The sequence below is a fragment of the Streptomyces sp. 11x1 genome, assembly GCF_032598905.1.
Lineage (GTDB): Bacteria > Actinomycetota > Actinomycetes > Streptomycetales > Streptomycetaceae > Streptomyces.
Map to the genome: position 1 here is coordinate 9,507,861 of NZ_CP122458.1, position 16,845 is coordinate 9,524,705.

Below are 16,845 nucleotides of genomic sequence, written 5' to 3' on the forward strand. Positions count from 1 at the left end.
GACCCGTCAGATACTAATGGGTAGTCAGTTATCTGGCTGCACCCCCGACATCGATCGGTGAACAGGAGCCGCAATGAGTCGGACCCGGTCGCCGCAGAGCTCGGCCATGTCGTTGATGTCGGAAATCGGCATGACCGCCGGCCGTGACCGCACGCCTGTCCGCGCGGCCTCTCGTAGCTGACCTCGCCTCCTGCGTTGCCTCCCGCGGCGCGGTGTTGATCAAGGGCTACGGGGCGTTCGCCCTGCCCCCTTACCCGCCCCACCGCGGGCGGTGAAGCCGCCCTGGGTCGCTGACCTTGGACGATGGGACGTAAAGGTTCCATGTCACAGATCGGGAGAACACCCGCGAGAGACCACGGACCCCTTCCGGGGCCGTGTCCGATTCGCCCCTGCCCGCCGCCGTCCTGGTCGCGTTCGCGGCAGGCACGGATGACCGTGGGGGCCCGTGCCTGCCGCACTTGCGCTGGGTTGCATCCGCTGGGATTACAGCGGGCAGGTGATCTGGAGGACGACCGTGTTGGGGTCGTTGGGGGTGGGGCAGAGGAACTGGTCGTAGCGGGTGTCGTTGTCGACGAAGCGCTTCAGCCAGGAAACGCTGTACTGGGCGATCGTGGTGTTCGGGTCGGTGAAGGTGAAGTGGTCGGTGTCCTTGAGCACGATGAGTGACTTGTCGGGGGCGTTGGCCAGCCCGTTGTAGAAGGGCAGGGCGAAGTCGTCGACGGAGGCGACGGTGTCACCGTCGGCGCCGAAGATCATGGTGGGGACCGTGATCCGGCTGGAGACGTTGCTGAGGTCCCACGGTGCCAGCGGGATGGCCGCCTTGAGCGACGGGCGGCTCGCCGCGCTCTGCAGCGAGCCGCCGCCGCCCATCGACCAGCCCATCACGGCCAGCCGGTCGGGGTCGATCCGGTTCTTCACCGTGCTCTGGGCCGTCAGATAGGTGAGTGCGGCGAGTTGCTGCCTACTGCGGTCGGTGGGGAAGTCCCACAGCGCATTGGTGTTCAGGGTCATCACCACGAAGCCCTGGGAAGCCAGCCGGGGTCCGTACCAGGCGATGTCCGACTGCGAGGCGAGGAAGCCGGGCATGATGACGATGGCACCGAAGGTGCCCTCGCTGGTGTCGGTGGGGTAGTAGACGGTGCCGCTGTTGAAGCCTTGGCCGCTGCCTGCCGGCACGGTGACCGAGCCGATGGCGAAGGGACCGGTTTCGGCGGTGATGCTCTCCAGGGTCGGGACCGGGCCGCGCTCGTAGGGGTTCTGGGAATCAGCCTGAGCCGGGGTGGCGAGGGCGGTCGCCATGACGACCGCGATGATCGCCGTGAGCGCTCGGAACGGGACCAGTTTCACGGGGTTCCTCTCGGACAGGCTGTCAGTTGGTGTAGACGGCGGGAGAGTCGCTGACGCTGCTGTCGACCACGGGGGCGTAGGTGGCGGTGAAGTAGCCGTTGGCCGTGCACAGCGCCGAGCCGGAGACCTTGGTGAACTTCTGGTTGGTGAAGGTCAGACCGTTGTCGCTGTTGGAGCTCACCGCGGAGAGGCTGGGCGCCTGGTAGACACAGGTGATGGAGCCCAGCAGAGTGGAGAGCGCCACCGTGGTCTGGATCGCCCTGCCCGGGGCCGCGGTCACCGTGACGGTGCCGTCGGAGGAGGCGGCTGTGTTGTAGGGCAGGTCATCGACGGTGATGCTCTGTACCCCGAAGACGCCGAAGACGTTGCTGGTGCAGCCGTTGAAGGTCTGTGAGGTCGCGGACTCGGTGGCGGTGCCCGGGGCGGCGGGGTTCGCCGTCACCGTGGCGGAGAGTGTCGATTCGGTGCAGGTGATGCCGGAGGTGCCGTTGCTGCTGGTGGCGAGGGTGGCGTTGGTGCCGCTCGCCAACGATGCGGTGAGTACGTCGCCGACGGAGACGGCGTTGCCGTCGGCACTGCCGTAGGTGAGCACGGCGGTGTCCGCCGGGGCGGCGGTGGCCGGGAGGATGGCCAGGGCCGTCGAGGCGGCTGTGGCGACCAGGGTGGAGACGGCGTATCTGCGCATGCGGGTTCCTCTTCCACTTGCATGGGTGACGAGCAGGGTCGGGCCGCTGCCCCGGGGAGTGGGGCAGCGGATCGCGCATTGCCGTTCCCGAGTGAGATGGAACGGCCGACCGGCCCGGTCCCTGACGTGGCGTCAGAGATTCGGTGCACTTGTTGCGGCCTTGCAGGGTGCGTGACACTGACGGCCCCGGCCGCTCTACGACCGCGGGCTGCACGAGAAGAAAACCTGTGAGAGTTGTAAACCTGACGGGTATTCAAGTCAAGGCGCGCGTACAAGAAGGCGCGCGCCCAAGTTCGAGGAAGGATGCGGAATGGCGGCAGGCTCGTCGGCACGGCCTCCACTGGTGCTGCCCGGTACCCGCGCGGGACGCGATCCGGAGCGTTCCCTGCGGCGTGGACCGCGCCGCACCCCGCCCGAGGTGGTCGCCGCCAACCAGCGCGACCGGCTCCTGGACGGCTTCGTCCGCACCGTCGCCCAGGTCGGCTACGCCCGCACCCGGGTCAGCGACATCTGCCAGGCGGCAGGCGTGACCAGGCCGGTCTTCTACGAGCTGTTCAAGGGCAAGGAGGATGCCTTCCTAGCTGCCCACCAGTACGGCACCTCCCTGGTCTTCAACGCCATGGAGGAGGCCCACGCCCAGGCCTCCGACTGGCCGGGCCGGGTGCGCGCCGGGCTCGGCGCGCTGCTCGGCATCCTCGCCAACGCGCCCGACTTCGCCGCCATGGCCATCGTGGAGATCGACGCGGTCGGCCCAGCCGGGCGGAAGGCACGCGAGGAGCTGCTGGCCCGCTTCCGGGACTTCTTCACCGACCTGCCCAAGGCCGAACTTCCCATCCCGACCGAGGAGTTGGTCGACATGGTGATCGGCGGGGTGTACTCCGCGATCTACCGGCGGATCGCCGCCGACCGAACCGCCGAGCTGCCCGGCCTGCTGCCCGGCCTGGCCTTCTCCGTACTGGCCCCCTTCCTCGGCCCGGAACGCGCCGCCGCCTACCTCGCCGACCCGGCGCCCTCCGCCAACCTCGTCCCGGCCTGCCTGGCCCCGGAGACCTGATTCCGAATGCAGCGGAAGATCGCGTCATCGCCCCGGAACGGTCCACGCCCGTCGCACGCGCAAGCTGTGACACGCGTCCACCGGAGCGATGACGTACCAGCCGTCCCAAGGCCCCGCACCCCATGAGCGACTCCGCGCCGCATGTGGGATGGCCACGTCGGGCCTGGCACAAGGCCCGATTGCGTGCGAACTGATCGCCGTGCAGCAAGACGGCCTGCTCAGCCCCGGCCGCGGCCCTTTCGTGCTGGTCGCGGTCTGCCCGCGCGAGGGCTTCGAGCCCGGCCGGTTCGGCGGGCGTTTGGAACTCCGGCCAGTGAGGATCGGCGTCGCTCGGCCCCTTGGCGTAGAGCCGGTGAGCACGCACGATCGCTTGATCTGTGGTGCTCGGGTCGCCCAGCAGCGCCAAGCCACCGGCCTCCCGCATCGCGAACAACGAGAGCATCCGCGCCGAGCCGTACGACTCACCGCTGTCTGCGTGCCCTGGGCTGCGGAGATCACCTCACGGGGACGGCCTGATGCCTTGGCCAGGAGCGAGACGCAGCCGAAGGCGTGCCCCGCAAGGCCCGGGTCGTGGGCGATCCGGGCGGCGGCCAACGCCTCGTTGTAGAGGCTGCGGGCGTCGGCGGGGCGGCCGGAATCGTAGGACAGCCACCCGGCCGCGATCGCCAGATGGCCCGTCGCCGACCGCAGCCGCCTGGGTCCGCAAGAACCGTACGACCCGGAATCGTTGGGCCACGTACCTCCCGGTCGGCGTCATGATCACCCCGGAGCCGGCCGGCACCGACGCGGCCCGTGTCGAAGGCTGGGACCCCGAGGCAGCAGCCGCTCGGCGACCTCGCGGACGAGTTCAAGACCAATCCGCCGAACGTAGTGACTCAAGCAGGCGAAGCAGGTCATGCTGGGACAAGGCCACCGGGCACCCCCTTGGACCGAACTGGCAGTTCACCAAGGACAGTTGCACGGTGGCCTGCCCCGTTCTCAGGGAGCGTTCACCGGCAGTCGATGCACACGAGGGCACGGATACGGCGCACTTCCCAGCCAAGATCCGTTACACCACTCCACGGTCACGCCAAGGGACGCCATCAGCCGCGCAGGGCAGGCAGCGGATGTGGCCTGCCGACGGAGAGGGCCTCCTGGGCGCAGTCGTGGATGAGGCTCAGGGCACGAAGCAGGCTCTTCGGTTGCTGTCAGTCGAGCACGACAGATCATTGGTGCTGCTGGCGAATGGCAATTCTCGTCGACTGTGGGTGTTCCAGGCAGTCCGGTCGGCCGTGAAACGGGTCGACGTCCGACAACACCCGACACTCCAACCACACCCGGCATTCTCGTCTCAGCGCACTCTCACCTGCTGATCCGTCAGGCGCTGCCAAGGTGACAGAGCGCTCTCTTTGCGTGCTGCTTGCTCTCCAGTGAGCTCGCTGCCGCATGGCGGCGGGACTTCAGGCAGTGCTCCCGAAGGTAGTGAGAGGTTCGGCACCGGGGCTGTCCTTGAAGGCCAGGCCCAGGTCGGCCAGTTTCGCCTTGACCTCGTCGATGGACTTCGTACCGAAGTTGCGGATGTCGAGCAGGTCGGCCTCGGAGCGGGCGACGAGTTCTTCCACGGAGTGGATGCCCTCGCGCTTGAGACAGTTGTAGGAGCGGACGGTGAGCTCCAGTTCCTCGATCGGCAGAGCCAGGTCGGCGGTGAGGGCGGCGTCCGTGGGGGACGGGCCCATGTCGATGCCTTCGGCGTCGATGTTGAGCTCGCGGACCAGGCCGAACAGCTCGACCAGGGTCTTACCGGCGGACGCCATGGCGTCACGGGGACGCATGGCCTGCTTGGTCTCGACATCGACGATCAGCTTGTCGAAGTCGGTGCGTTGCTCGACACGGGTAGCCTCGACCTTGTACGTGACGTTGAGTACAGGGCTGTAGATGGAGTCGACCGGGATACGGCCGATCTCCTGGCCCACCTGCTTGTTCTGTGCGGCGGAGACGTAACCGCGGCCACGCTCGACCGTGAACTCCATCTCCAGCTTGCCCTTGTCGTTCAGCGTGGCCAGGACCAGGTCGGGGTTGTGCACCTCGACGCTGCCCCGCAGAGCGATGTCGGCGGCGGTGACCAGACCCGGGCCCTGCTTGCGCAGGTACATCACGACCGGCTCGTCGTCCTCCGAGGAGAAGACCAGTTGCTTGATGTTCAGGACCAGGTCGGTGACGTCCTCCCGCACGCCCGGCACGGCGGTGAACTCGTGCAGCACGCCGTCGATACGGATGCTGGTGACAGCAGCACCGGGGATCGACGACAGGAGGGTACGGCGGAGGGAGTTGCCGAGGGCGTAACCGAAGCCCGGCTCCAGCGGCTCGATCACGAACCGGGAACGGAACTCGTCGACGACCTCTTCGGCCAACGAGGGACGTTGGGCAATCAGCATGAGGTGAAGCCTCCGGCTATTCGGTGCCCATTGGCGGGCGTCATGGACATCAAAGTGTCGAAAGTCTTTCGGTCTCTTTGTGGATCAGAGCGGTATCGAGGCCCTGAGCGGAAAACCGACCCGCGTCACGCGCGCGACCTGAGCCGAGGACGGATTCCGGCGTCGTCCGGACGCGCGCGCCGGGGACAGCGCACATCCCGCCACCGTTGTCGGCGAGCAGACGGTCGGCGCCGCTGGAAGGCACCGCAGGAACAGTCACAGACCGCGCAGTGCGCCGCGATGCGTCCGAACCGGCCACGCGGCTTCTCCCTCCAGCCGTTCAAGGCGCGGCGAAAGGTGTCAGTGCCGACCCCCTGTTGCTTGCGGCGTTCGTACTTCTTGTGTCCAACTTTGCATGATGCAAAATAGCATGGGGCGTCAGACGGCCGCCGACACTGTGCAAGTGGAGCGGGAACCCGGTGGACGCCGCAGTGCAGGCTCGGTCGGGCCGCGGCACACAGGGGAGGCGGCGGCCCGACCGACCATCCAGCTGTTCCGGGGGGATCCGCGACATGGAGGGCAATGCCGGGTGCCGTCGCACCCGTCGTCTGCCGGTCGGCACCGTGGTGGTGATGGCGCTGGCGGTCTGAACGGGCCGTGGCTGTACCGCGTCGGGAGCGCGAAGTACCACCACTACGAGATCAACAGACCCGAGTACAAGGCGGGGAACTGGCATGGGGACGTGGGCGACGTCCCCAAGGAGTTCCGGCAGAACACCATCCACGCGGCCCTGCTGTACACCGGCAAGATCCTGCTGGTCGCCGAGTCCGGCAACAACCTCGACAACTTCGGCGGCAAGAACTTCCGCTCGGCGGTCTGGGACCCGGTCGAGAACACCTTCCACGAGGTGAGGACCCTGGCCGACCTCTTCTGAAGGCCACATCCACCTGGCCGACGGCAGGCTGCTGTTCGCGGACGGCACCAAGCGCCACGAGAGGCTCAGGGGCGATGTCGCCGAGGCCGACGGGCTGATGATCGTCCACAACGAGGACCCCGATAGAACGGTCACGCTGCCCGCCGGGACGCTGTTCACCGGCAAGCAGAACCACAAGACGTTCGTCTCCAAGGACCCCGTCTCCGTCGAGCCCGCGAAGAAGATCTTCGTCGTCGGCGGCTACCGTGAGGGCCCGCCGGCCGGGCGGGGCACGGGGTCATGCGCGACTACGCCGACGGCCTGCTCCGCCTGGCCCGCGGACACATCAGCGTCCTCGACCTCGAACGACTCAATGACGCCGCTGGCCGATGTCACCAATCCGTAAGGCCCCGGCCCCCTGCCCGCTCGAGCCGCGACGAACTACGCTCGCCACCGGTCCCGACCCTTCAGGAGTCCTCCTTGCGCGCCCGCACCCTCCTCCCGGCTGCCCTCACCGCCGCTCTTCTCACCCTGACCGCATGCGGCTCGGGCGGTGGCTCCGCGCCGGCCGGCGACGAGGGGACCTCCCCCTCGAAGCCTTCTTCCCCCGCCCAGTCACCCACCGACTCCTACGGCGGCGGCAGCGGGTCGCCCGACGTGAAGGCCCCCGCAGCGCTGAACTTCGCCGCTACCACAGTGGACGGCAAGCCGTTCGACGCGAAGACGCTCGCGGGCAAGCCCACCGTGCTGTGGTTCTGGGCACCCTGGTGCCCCACCTGCAAGGGCCAGGCCGCCGAGACGGCCAAGGTCGCCGCCAACCAGCACGGCAAGGCGAACGTCGTCGGCGTGGCAGGCCTGGACAAGAACGCCGCCATGCGCGCCTTCGTCTCCGACACCGGCACCGACTCCTTCCCCCACCTCTCCGACGAGAAAGGCGAAGTGTGGAAGCGGTTCAAGATCACCCAGCAGAGCTACTACGTGATCCTCGACCAGACCGGAAAGACCGTCTACGAGGGCGTGCTCCCCGGCGGCAAGGGCCTGGCGGAGAAGGTCGCCGCCCTCACCGGCTGACCCCGCCATGGCCGACCTGCCCCTCGCCCTCGCCCTCGGCGCCGGGATGCTCGCCGCCGTCAACCCGTGCGGCTTCGCCCTGCTCCCCGCCTACCTCTCCCTGCTCGTCCTCGGCGACGACAGCCCCAGCCGTACCGTCGCCGTCGGCCGGGCGCTCGCCGCCACCGCCGCGATGACCGCGGGCTTCGCCACCTTCTTCGGCGTCTTCGGACTCCTCATCCAGCCCGTCGCCGGCCAGATCCAGCAGCACCTGCCCTGGTTCACCATCGTCCTCGGCCTGCTCATCGCCACGGCCGGAGCATGGCTCCTCGCAGGCCGCCAACTGTCCACCTTCGCCCCGAAACTCCGCCGTGCCCCCACCGTCACGCGATCCGTGCCCTCGATGGCACTGTTCGGTACGGCGTATGCCACCGCCTCCCTCGGCTGCACCATCGCCCCGTTCCTCGCCATCGTCGTCTCCGCCTTTCGCAGCGGCTCCACCACGGAAGGCATCCTCCTCTTCGCTGCCTACGCCGCCGGGATGGGCCTGATCGTCGGCGTAGCCTCCCTGACCGTCGCCCTCACCCGCACCACCGCCGTCACCCGGCTGCGCCGCCTCGGCGCGATCGCCCCCCGGCTCGGCGGCGGTCTGCTCCTCCTGGTCGGCGCCTACGTCGCCTACTACGGCTGGTACGAGATCCGCGCCCTGCACAACCCCACCACCAACGACCCCGTCATCGACACGGCGGCCACCGTCCAGCGAGCCGTTGCCGACACCCTGGACACCGCCGGTCCGGCCGTGATCGCCGTACTCTTCGCCCTCCTGCTCCTCGCGGCACTGCTGATCCGGCGCTACAGGCGCACACGTCAGCGCACCGGCTCCCGAGCGTGATCATGGGGCTTTCGACACACGCGCCTCGGGAGTTGGCCTTACACGTGCGGCACCCGGCATCGCGATCTTGCATGACCGCCGGAGGCACGCATCCCGACCTTGCCCGGCAAGGGCACCGAGCCCACCTGCGTTTCATCACCAGCGGCAGACAGCGCCAGGCCCCAGGCGCGTAACCATGTGCGACTGGAGCGTGAACTCTCATCAAAAGCCCATCTGACCTCAGTCCGTATCTTCCGCGTTTCGGGCGAAGCTCACTCCGAGACCGCCTTTCACCTTCGCAGGACCGCGCGACCCGCCGTGTTCACCGCTGGTTGAACGGCCGGATGGCTGTGGGAAGTGTCCTTTCCCTTGTGCATATGGTCGAACGCCTTTGGATGGAAGACAGGAATCACGTCGGAGTCGTGGCCAGTTGAACGGATCCCGACGCGTCCCCCGTACTCCCGGGAAAGGAAGGAAGCCCGGTGTCTCAGCGAAGGACGACCATGGTCGAGGCGCATGTGTCCACGCACGAGTTGATTGCCGGAAGGTACCGGCTCATCGACGTCGTGCACCGTGAGACCAACCGGGTCAGTTGGCACGGTGAGGACGTGCAAGAGGGGCGTCCGTGCCTGGTCACCCGGATCGGTCTCCCCGCCCACCTGGGCGAGGAGGAGACGGTGCAGGCCGCGGAGCGGGTGATGCGTATGTCGGAGACGATGGCGCGGGTCAGCCCAGGCCGGGTGGCCACGGTCCTCGACGCGCTGACGGAGGCCGGTTCCTTGTGGACCGTCACCGAGTGGGTCGACGGACTGCCGCTCGGTCAGCTCGTAGATCAGGAAGGTCCGTTCGACCCGACCACGACGGCCGCAGTCGCACTGCAGTTGCTCGACGTGCTGGAGGCCGCGCACGGCGAGGGCATCACGCACGGCGAACTCAGCCCGGGTCAGGTGTTCCTCCGGGCGCAGGGCCACGTGGTCGTCACCGGCTTCGGACTGGCGGGGGCAACCCTCGTGCCCAGGCTGGCGGCACCGTCGTACGCCTCTCCCGAGCAGGCCCGGGACGAGCGCATCGGTCCGGCGGCCGACCTGTGGGCCCTGGGCGCCATCCTGTACACGATGCTCGAGGGAAGGCCGCCGTACCCGGACCCGGACTGGTCGGCGAGCACCCCGCGTGGCGCGGCCCGGCCGACGCTCGGGAGCACGCTGCGGGCGGGCCCGCTCGCAGCCACCGTCCAGGGGCTGCTGCGCAAGGACTCCTGGGAGCGGCCGACGCGGACCACGGTGCGCCAGAGCCTGAACCGCGTGCTGGAGCAGGATCCGCACGCCGTCGTGGCGGCATCCCGGCTGCGGCGGGCCTGTGCCGCGGCGCGGCGCCTCGGACCACGGCGGAGCGGACGTGCCATGGCCGCAGGGACGGCGCTGGCCGTGGTCACGGTGGCGGTCGCAGCCCTGGCTTTGACCCACCAGCCGCCCCACACCGAGGAGACTGCGGGCGGGGGCGCGCAGACCCGGCCGCCGGTGTCCACGGCACCCGCGGCCGAGGACGCCGGCGAGCCGGTCGACGCGACCCCCCGCCCGTCCGACGCGTCCTCGGGCACCCCTTCCTCCCCCGCTCCGACGGCCACCGCCGCTCCGTCCCCTCCCGCCGCGTCCGTCGACGTGCTCCCGGCGGGGTACCGGGTGTACCGTGCGCCCGAGGGGTTCTCCGTGGCCCTGCCCGACGGCTGGAAGCGGCTGACCACCCGGAAGCAGGGCGATGTGGCGTACCGGGTCACGTTCGGGTCGGACGGCGACCCGCGCACACTCGCGGTGACGTACAGCACGCGGGCCGGTTCGGACCCGGTCGCAGTCTGGCGCGACGACGTTGAGCCCGCGCTGCGCCGGCAGGCGGGTTTCCGGCGGATCGGCGCGATCGAGGCAACGACGTACCAGGGGTACGAGGCCGCCGACATGGAGTGGTTCTCGGACACCGACGGCCGACGGGTCCGCACCTTCGGGCGGGGCTTCCTCCTCGGCGGACACCGCAGTTTCTCGCTGCGCTGGACGACGGCGTCCGCCGACTGGGACAAGGCTGCCAACCGCCAGGCCCTGGAGACGTTCCTCGGGACGTTTCGTCCGGACCCGGCCGTCTGAGCACGGCGGTCCGGGCCTGTTCCTGCCCCGGCCCACGGAGACCGCCATCGCATGGCGCGGATCTTACACACGATGATGACCCAGCAGGCCGGCCCAGTGGACTTGGGCCGGCCCTCTGGTGCGGTGCCGGGGCTTTTCGGGCTGCCGCTCCAGGGCGAGGGCGGCGGCGGAGATCGACGGCAGGCGGTGCGGGCTGCGGCGGGGACCGGCGAAAGGTGCGCCAGGACTTCGGCCTCACGACACTCCGTCGCGGCTCGGGGCCCGCACGACAAGCCAGTGTTGGGACGATGCGGGTGGCGACCTGCCCCAGCCCCCGAGGCGGACGGGTGTGCAGGACCGGCTGGGCACCGAAGAACGAGTAACGAGAATTTCCCGCTGTCTCGCCGGTGTCACGCGCATCCCGTTGGCAACCCCACTTGTGCCTTCGGCGACCTCTGATGCCGGTCGATGCTTGGCTGCCTCGGGCTCGCTTCGTCGCGTCGGTGACACACACGGGGCGGTCACCGTCGGCCCCGAGCAAGGTGTGGTTGGGCCGTGGCCTCCGACCGGATCCACCCCTGCTGTGCCATGGCGGTCCCCTGAGGCAGGGTGCGGACCGTCCTGGGACGTCCTGCCCACAGGTGATTCGCAGGACGCGACAGGGAAATCCCCGCGACGAACCAGTGCGTGCGCGCTTCTCGAAGCGGCGTCCGCCCGGTGGGCCGTGTCCCCCGTGCCGGTCCGGATCTTCACCAGCCGGTGAGCAGCAGGTGGTTGAGGAGCAGCGCGAGTGCGGCCTGGGCGGCCAGCCAGGCGCGGGGCCTGGGGAGCAGGGCGCCCGCCGCGAGCAGCCACACGGCGAAGGGCAGCCAGATCCGTTCGGTCTCCGCCTTGCTCATACCCGACAGGTCGGCGACGAGGAGTGCGGCAAGAGCGAGGAGTACCAGCAGGGCCAGGCGGACTTCGGGAGTGTGGCGGAGCGTCGTGTCGACGGCCAAGGAGCGTGCGCGTGCCCGGACCGGCCAGAGCCGCTCGCGCTCCCGGACGAGTACGGCGGCGATCCGCCGCAGCCCCGCCACCGTGGCCGGGCCCACCACCAGCGCGGTGCAGGCGAGGTTCGCCCACACCCAGTAGCTGTAGGGTCTGAACCCGCCCGCTCCCTGGTAGTAGCGTTCGACGAGCAGGTGGTACGCCTCCCACCAGTCGAAGCCCACGAGTGTGAAGGCCAGCGGTACGACGGCGGTTCCCGCGAACAGGAAGGGCAGTGCCCTGAGCCTCCTTCGCCCGAGGACCAGCACCCCCGCCCCGATCACCGCGAACAGCGTGAGCCCGTACGAGAGGTAGCAGATCAGGCCGAACAGCAGGCCCGCGCCGAACGCGGCGGTGCACGAGCGGCGTGCCGTCCTTGCCGTGGCCGCGAGTGCGACGAGGGCTACGAACCATGCGGCGACGGCCGCGAAGTAGCCGTCGGCCGACGTCCCCATCCACACGGCGGCGGGCGCGAGTGCCAGGAAGGGCGCCGCCCGGCGGGCCAGGGACTCATCGGCCAGGCTCCTCGCGGTGACGAGGACGGCGACCGCCGTGGTGGCCCCGACGGTGATGGCCCATACCCCGGCCCAGGCGCCTCCGCCCAGCCCGATCCGGTCCAGTAGGACGAAGGTGAGGGTGGCGCCCGGGGGATGTCCGGCGACGTGCGGGGGCCAGTGGTCGGGAGAGTCGAGCAGGATGTGGTTCGTGAAGTCCCGCAGGGTCGCGGGGATGTCGTGGAAGCGGTCGATGACCTGGAGGTACTCGTACCGGGTGGTCAGCCGCCGGGCGATGCCCCGGTGCCAGCCGTCGATGAGAGCGAGGGAGAACGTCCACGCCGTGGCGGTGGCCCAGGAGGCGAGCAGCAGGCTGCGCCAGGGCAGGCGTGCGGCGACGGTGGGGCCGTACGCCACGACGACCACTGCGACGGTGAGCGCTGCCGGGGTGCCGGGGCCGACGTGGGGAAGCCAGTTGGCGTACAGGGGCGGCCAGCCGACGTGGAGGACGTCCTTCGACCGCTTGATGGCGACACCCACCAGCGCGGCCGTCAGGACGAGCAGTGCGGCGCCGGCGACGGCGTACAGGTCGCGGCGGAGATCGCGGCGAAGGCCGGGGCCGGTATCGCCACGCAGGTCACTGCGGAGATCACGGTTCACGCTGGAACGTTAAGCCGGACGGCGGCGGCCGGGCCCGTGTCAGACGCGGACGTCAGCATTTCGTCATGGTTCACGGACGCGGTGTCGTGCCGCCCACAGCGCAGCCCCGTTGCAACCTGACCGTTCGCGGGGCCGGGCGTACGCCTTCTCCTTGAGAGGCATGAGCTGGGCGGTCATGCCGTGCCTGCTTGCGCCGGCGGCGAGGGTCCAGTGGCTGGCGCGCCGCTCGGTGAGCGGGGCGCAGATCGTATGGAGACCGAGCGGGGGTCCTGCGGTACGCGTGTCTCCGGCGTGCGTTTCTGCTGCCAGGAAGCGGCGGGCCTGAGTTCCTCGAATCCTTACGAGACCCTGACGAGGTACCCGATCTTGCTCATCGCGCCAGTCCCACACGTAACTCTGGTCACGACGTCGCAGCAGAGCGACGCCGAGAGGAATGTGAGGAGCCGACGGTGATCACGCAACACACCGCACGAGCTCTCAAGTCCGCGTCCGCGTGGCCGGCTTGGGCTCCGGGCTCTGCAGGTGGCCTTCTGCCGTACGGACAGACATCGGCCGCCTCCTGTACGAACGACGGTGGCGGGTCGCGTCGGGCCGTCACGGAGCAGGGCGGCCCCGGGCGGTTCCGATACGTCACTGCGGCTCGCTCAACGGCTGCGGCTCCGGCCGCATCCGACACCTCATGCGCACCGCAGAGCGGCCCCAAGCGGCACCACAGCGACATCTGAACCCACCTGACCAGAGTTCTCGAAGGAGTCTCATGCGACGCAACACGCGCAAGCGATCGAAGAGGACCCGCCGGTAGCCGCACTGGCCGCGGTGGTGATGGGAGCAGGGGGGTTGGTGGTGGCCAACGTGTATGCCTCGGCTGGTGAGAGCGGAGCCGGCAATACGACCAGGAGTTCCCCTCAGGACCGGATCGATCAGGCCATGGCGGCGGGGGCCGCCACCATCGACTGCCCCGACGTCGGCTCCCGATTGCGGCAGATGTCCGACCAGGCCCGGGCCGAGGTCGACAGGGAACTCGCGCTGCTGGACCAGCAGGTCGCGGAGGCATGCCAGCGGTTGCAAAGCTCGGTCCGCGCCATGCAGCAGGACAGCGCCTTCGTCGACAACGCGGTCATGGGGCCGCTGAAGAGCAAGCGCACCGCGGCCATCGACCGCATCGAGATCGCCATCGGTCGTGTGGCCGACCGGCCGCAGAGGCTCCGGTCCCTCGCCGCCTGCACGCTCCGCGCCTCCGGCAACCAGGAGGTAACGGCCAAGGCGGCGATGGGCAGAAGGGCCAGGAACAGAACCAGGGGAACGGGCAGGGGAAGCCCGCCGGTAACGGCGGACAGGCCGGTAATGGTCCGGTCGCCGCGGACTTCGTGGACATCACCACCGTCCAGCCCAACGTCCCCAGCCCTCAGCGGCAACAGAACGCCTCACTCGGCAAATTCACCACCGACTGCGGTGTGAACGGGAACAAGCTGTACAACACCGACAACATCATCGTCGCTCCCGGCGTGGACAACGGTGCGCACCACACGCACGACCACGTCGGCAACCAGGCGAACGACGCCTTTGCCGACAACGAGGACTTCGCGGCGGGCGACACCACCTGCCGGAACCAGGGGGACAAGTCCTCGTACCACTGGCCGGTCCTCCGCCTGCAGGACGGCACTCAGGAGTTCGACGTCGGCCAGCAGGGCGGTGGCGCCGAGGGCAACGTGGGCAGGATCCTCACCGCGTCGCAGGTGACCCTCGACTACGTGGGGAACCCGAGCGGCAAGGTCGTGGCGATGCCGAAGTTCCTGCGCATCATCACCGGAGACGCGAAGGCGTTCACCAACGGAACCGCCAACGCCAACGCGGCGTGGAGCTGCACCGGCTTCGAGGACCGGCAGCTGACGGACAAGTACCCGATCTGCCCCAGGGCAGCAGCGTGGTCCGTACGTCCAAGTTCCAGAGCTGCTGGGACGGCCAGAACATCGACAGTGCCAACCACCGCGACCACGTCGCGTTCGCCGACCCGCGTACCGGTGCCTGCCCGAGCGGCTTCCGGGCTATTCCGCAGCTGGTCCAGCGCCTGGTGTACGACGTGGACGCGCCGAGCCTGAACGACGGAGGCCGGTCGCGTCCGTTGTTCTCCGTGGACGGCTTCCCGGAGCAGTTGCACAAGCCGGTCCCGATCACGGCGACTTCGTCAACGTCTTCGACGAGAAGTTGATGAACCGGATGGTCGAGTGCATCAACACCGGCCAGAAGTGCCAGTGACCCCGACGGGCTGAGCCACCGCACGGGCCTGTCCGCGGCTGACGCATGCCGCGGTCAGGACCCGCGCTCGTTCCCGGTGCTCCATGCCACTCGACTCCGGCGTCGGCTGCGTCGACCGGATCCGTGCTTACCTTTCGAACCGGCGTGGCCGCCGACCGCCGGAGGAAGGGATGCGCGGCGCAGGGCGTGGTGACCACCGTGCCGCTTCCGCAGGCACCGGCACCGCTCCGGAGCCGGCGCTGTCCGTGCCCGCGGCACACCTGGTCAGCCGCTGCTCGCTCGATCCCTCCCACGGCGCCGGGGACGTTCCGACTTCGTAAGGAGCGCGCACGTTCCCCGGCGGCCTGGCGCCGGGTGGGATGAAGACATGAAACTGCGTGTCTCTTCGCCGGTGTTCAAGGGCGGCCTGCATGACGCCCGCACGGCGACCTCCATCGGCCGACTGCTGGGGCCGGCGTTCGTCGTCTGCTTCGTCACGGGTCTGGTCAGCCACTTCATGCAACACCCGCCGGGCTGGCTGGCCCCCGGCATCCCCAGTCGCCCGGCGTGGGGTTACCGGTTCACCCAGGGCCTGCACGTCGCCTCCGGCATCGCGGCGATCCCCCTGCTGCTGGCCAAGCTGTGGACGGTCTACCCTCGGTTGTTCGCGTGGCCGCCGACACGGTCGTTCCGGCACGCGCTGGAGCGTCTGTCGATCGCGCTGCTGGTGGCCGGCGCCGTCTTCGAGCTGGCGACCGGGCTGTTGAACACGGCTCAGTGGTACCCGTGGCCGTTCTCGTTCGTACCGGTGCACTACGCGGTGGCGTGGCTGGTGACGGGGGCGCTGCTGCTGCACATCGCGGTCAGGGCGCCGGAGATCCGGGCGCACTGGAGTCGGCGGTCGCCCGGGACGCTCGCACTGCCGGCGCAGGACGCGGCCGACCGGCGGTCGCTGCTGGCCGCGGTGGGGGCAGCTGTCGGGGCTGTCACCCTCACCACGGTGGGCCAGTCCTTCACCCCGCTGAAGGGCTTGATCCTGTTCGCGCCCCGTCACCCCGATCGGGGTCCGCAGGGCCTGCCCGTCAACCGGACGGCCGCTGCGGCCGGGGTGGGCCGGATCGCCGACGAGGAGTACCGCCTGGTCGTGGACGGCCCGCGGCGGTACACCCTGACGTTGGACGAGCTGCGCGCACTGCCGCAGCACGAGGTGGAGCTGCCGATCGCGTGCGTGGAGGGCTGGAGCAAGTCGGCACACTGGTCGGGTGTGCGGGTCGTGGATCTACTGGAGCGGGCGGGCGCGCGGCCGGATGCGCGGGTGCGGGTGGTGTCCTTGCAGCTGCGCGGTGGCTACCGGGTGTCGGAGATGGGGCACGAGCACGCCCGGGATCCGCTGACTCTGCTCGCCCTGCGCCTGAACGGAGGGGAACTCGACCCCGACCACGGCTACCCGGTGCGGCTCATCGCCCCGAACCGGCCCGGTGTGCTGCAGACCAAGTGGGTCGGTCGACTGGAGGTGCTGTCATGAGGGTGACACGGGTCCTCGCGGGCGTGGCCGGTGCGGCACTCATGGGCTTCGGCCTGTCGCTGTTGCTGGAAGTCCGTGACCTGACCGGCGCTCTGGTCTGGCTGGCAGGGGCAGTTGTCCTCCATGACGTGGTGATCGCCCCGCTGGTGCTGCTGGCCGGACTGGTGGCGGTGCGCGGTCGTGCGCGTGGTCCCGTGCGCGGGGCACTGGTCGTCGCGGGCGCCTTGACGGTGGTCGCGTTGCCCGCGCTGCTCCGCCCGGGACGAACGGCCAACTCCTCCGTACTGCCGTTGGACTACCCGCGCAACTGGATGATCGCGCTGGTGGCTGTGGCCGCTGTGACGGTGCTCGTCCTGGCCGCGCGGGGACTCATCCGCCGTCGGTGGCCGCCGACATAAGGACGGCGGCGGCCGCGCCGCGCCGTCTTACGGGTGTCTTACGCCTTCCCGCCGGACGGTGTCGCTGAGTCGAGGGCCTC

The 16,845-nt window shown here is 69.6% G+C and carries 11 protein-coding genes and 2 pseudogenes; 9 read left to right on the plus strand and 4 right to left on the minus strand.

Annotation, left to right across the window (positions count from 1 at the left end; genetic code table 11):
- Nucleotides 1-483: 483 nt before the first annotated feature.
- On the minus strand, nucleotides 484-1,347 hold the full coding sequence (locus tag P8T65_RS41765; RefSeq protein WP_316730659.1) for a dienelactone hydrolase family protein: 864 nt from the start codon (nucleotides 1,345-1,347) through the stop codon (nucleotides 484-486).
- Between the two features lie 22 nt (nucleotides 1,348-1,369).
- Complete coding sequence (locus P8T65_RS41770; RefSeq protein ID WP_316730660.1) at nucleotides 1,370-2,032, minus strand: Tat pathway signal sequence domain protein; 663 nt, start codon at nucleotides 2,030-2,032, stop codon at nucleotides 1,370-1,372.
- A 310-nt stretch (nucleotides 2,033-2,342) separates the two neighbouring features.
- Between P8T65_RS41770 and P8T65_RS41775 the strand changes: the two genes are divergently transcribed.
- Nucleotides 2,343-3,086 (plus strand): helix-turn-helix domain-containing protein, encoded by a 744-nt coding sequence (locus P8T65_RS41775; RefSeq protein WP_316730661.1) that lies wholly within the window; start codon nucleotides 2,343-2,345, stop codon nucleotides 3,084-3,086.
- Between the two features lie 1,439 nt (nucleotides 3,087-4,525).
- On the opposite strand, the gene P8T65_RS41780 is transcribed toward P8T65_RS41775, so the two are convergent.
- Nucleotides 4,526-5,500, minus strand: a complete 975-nt coding sequence (locus P8T65_RS41780) for a DNA-directed RNA polymerase subunit alpha (RefSeq protein ID WP_316730662.1) — start codon at nucleotides 5,498-5,500, stop codon at nucleotides 4,526-4,528.
- Between the two features lie 551 nt (nucleotides 5,501-6,051).
- On the opposite strand from P8T65_RS41780, the pseudogene P8T65_RS41785 reads away from it, so the two are divergent.
- The 4 genes and pseudogenes from P8T65_RS41785 to P8T65_RS41800 all read left to right on the plus strand — a co-directional run.
- A pseudogene (locus P8T65_RS41785) lies at nucleotides 6,052-6,642 on the plus strand (galactose oxidase); the annotation flags it as partial.
- 230 nt (nucleotides 6,643-6,872) lie between these two features.
- The gene (locus tag P8T65_RS41790) at nucleotides 6,873-7,463 is read left to right on the plus strand and encodes a redoxin domain-containing protein (RefSeq protein WP_316730663.1); all 591 of its coding nucleotides are present in this window, start codon (nucleotides 6,873-6,875) and stop codon (nucleotides 7,461-7,463) included.
- 7 nt (nucleotides 7,464-7,470) lie between these two features.
- A complete protein-coding gene (locus P8T65_RS41795) occupies nucleotides 7,471-8,334 on the plus strand; it encodes a cytochrome c biogenesis protein CcdA (RefSeq protein ID WP_316730664.1) in 864 nt (287 codons plus the stop codon).
- A 482-nt stretch (nucleotides 8,335-8,816) separates the two neighbouring features.
- Entirely contained in the window at nucleotides 8,817-10,445 is a 1,629-nt protein-coding gene (locus tag P8T65_RS41800) for a serine/threonine-protein kinase (protein WP_316731887.1), read from the plus strand.
- Nucleotides 10,446-11,173: 728 nt separating this feature from the next.
- Here the strand turns inward: P8T65_RS41800 and P8T65_RS41805 are convergent.
- Entirely contained in the window at nucleotides 11,174-12,607 is a 1,434-nt protein-coding gene (locus tag P8T65_RS41805) for a hypothetical protein (protein ID WP_316730667.1), read from the minus strand.
- A gap of 840 nt (nucleotides 12,608-13,447) precedes the next feature.
- Here P8T65_RS41805 and P8T65_RS47515 point away from each other — a divergent pair.
- From P8T65_RS47515 to P8T65_RS41820, 4 genes and pseudogenes are all read left to right on the plus strand, one after another.
- Nucleotides 13,448-14,065, plus strand: a complete 618-nt coding sequence (locus P8T65_RS47515) for a hypothetical protein (protein WP_399102379.1) — start codon at nucleotides 13,448-13,450, stop codon at nucleotides 14,063-14,065.
- Nucleotides 14,066-14,112: 47 nt separating this feature from the next.
- Nucleotides 14,113-14,816 (plus strand): annotated as a pseudogene (locus P8T65_RS47520) (DUF1996 domain-containing protein).
- A gap of 414 nt (nucleotides 14,817-15,230) precedes the next feature.
- A complete protein-coding gene (locus P8T65_RS41815) occupies nucleotides 15,231-16,367 on the plus strand; it encodes a molybdopterin-dependent oxidoreductase (RefSeq protein WP_316730668.1) in 1,137 nt (378 codons plus the stop codon).
- On the plus strand, nucleotides 16,364-16,765 hold the full coding sequence (locus tag P8T65_RS41820; protein ID WP_316730669.1) for a hypothetical protein: 402 nt from the start codon (nucleotides 16,364-16,366) through the stop codon (nucleotides 16,763-16,765). Before P8T65_RS41815 ends, P8T65_RS41820 begins: the two co-directional genes overlap by 4 nt.
- Nucleotides 16,766-16,845: the final 80 nt, after the last annotated feature.

Excerpts from the sequence above, each read along its gene's own strand:
- P8T65_RS41775 (WP_316730661.1), top strand. The coding sequence starts at position 2,343 with ATGGCGGCAGGCTCGTCGGCACGGCCTCCACTGGTGCTGCCCGGTACC.
- P8T65_RS41800 (WP_316731887.1), top strand. The coding sequence starts at position 8,817 with ATGGTCGAGGCGCATGTGTCCACGCACGAGTTGATTGCCGGAAGGTAC.
- P8T65_RS41820 (WP_316730669.1), top strand. The coding sequence starts at position 16,364 with ATGAGGGTGACACGGGTCCTCGCGGGCGTGGCCGGTGCGGCACTCATG.
- P8T65_RS41815 (WP_316730668.1), top strand. The coding sequence starts at position 15,231 with ATGAAACTGCGTGTCTCTTCGCCGGTGTTCAAGGGCGGCCTGCATGAC.
- P8T65_RS41770 (WP_316730660.1), bottom strand. The coding sequence starts at position 2,032 with ATGCGCAGATACGCCGTCTCCACCCTGGTCGCCACAGCCGCCTCGACG.
- P8T65_RS41780 (WP_316730662.1), bottom strand. The coding sequence starts at position 5,500 with ATGCTGATTGCCCAACGTCCCTCGTTGGCCGAAGAGGTCGTCGACGAG.
- P8T65_RS41795 (WP_316730664.1), top strand. The coding sequence starts at position 7,471 with ATGGCCGACCTGCCCCTCGCCCTCGCCCTCGGCGCCGGGATGCTCGCC.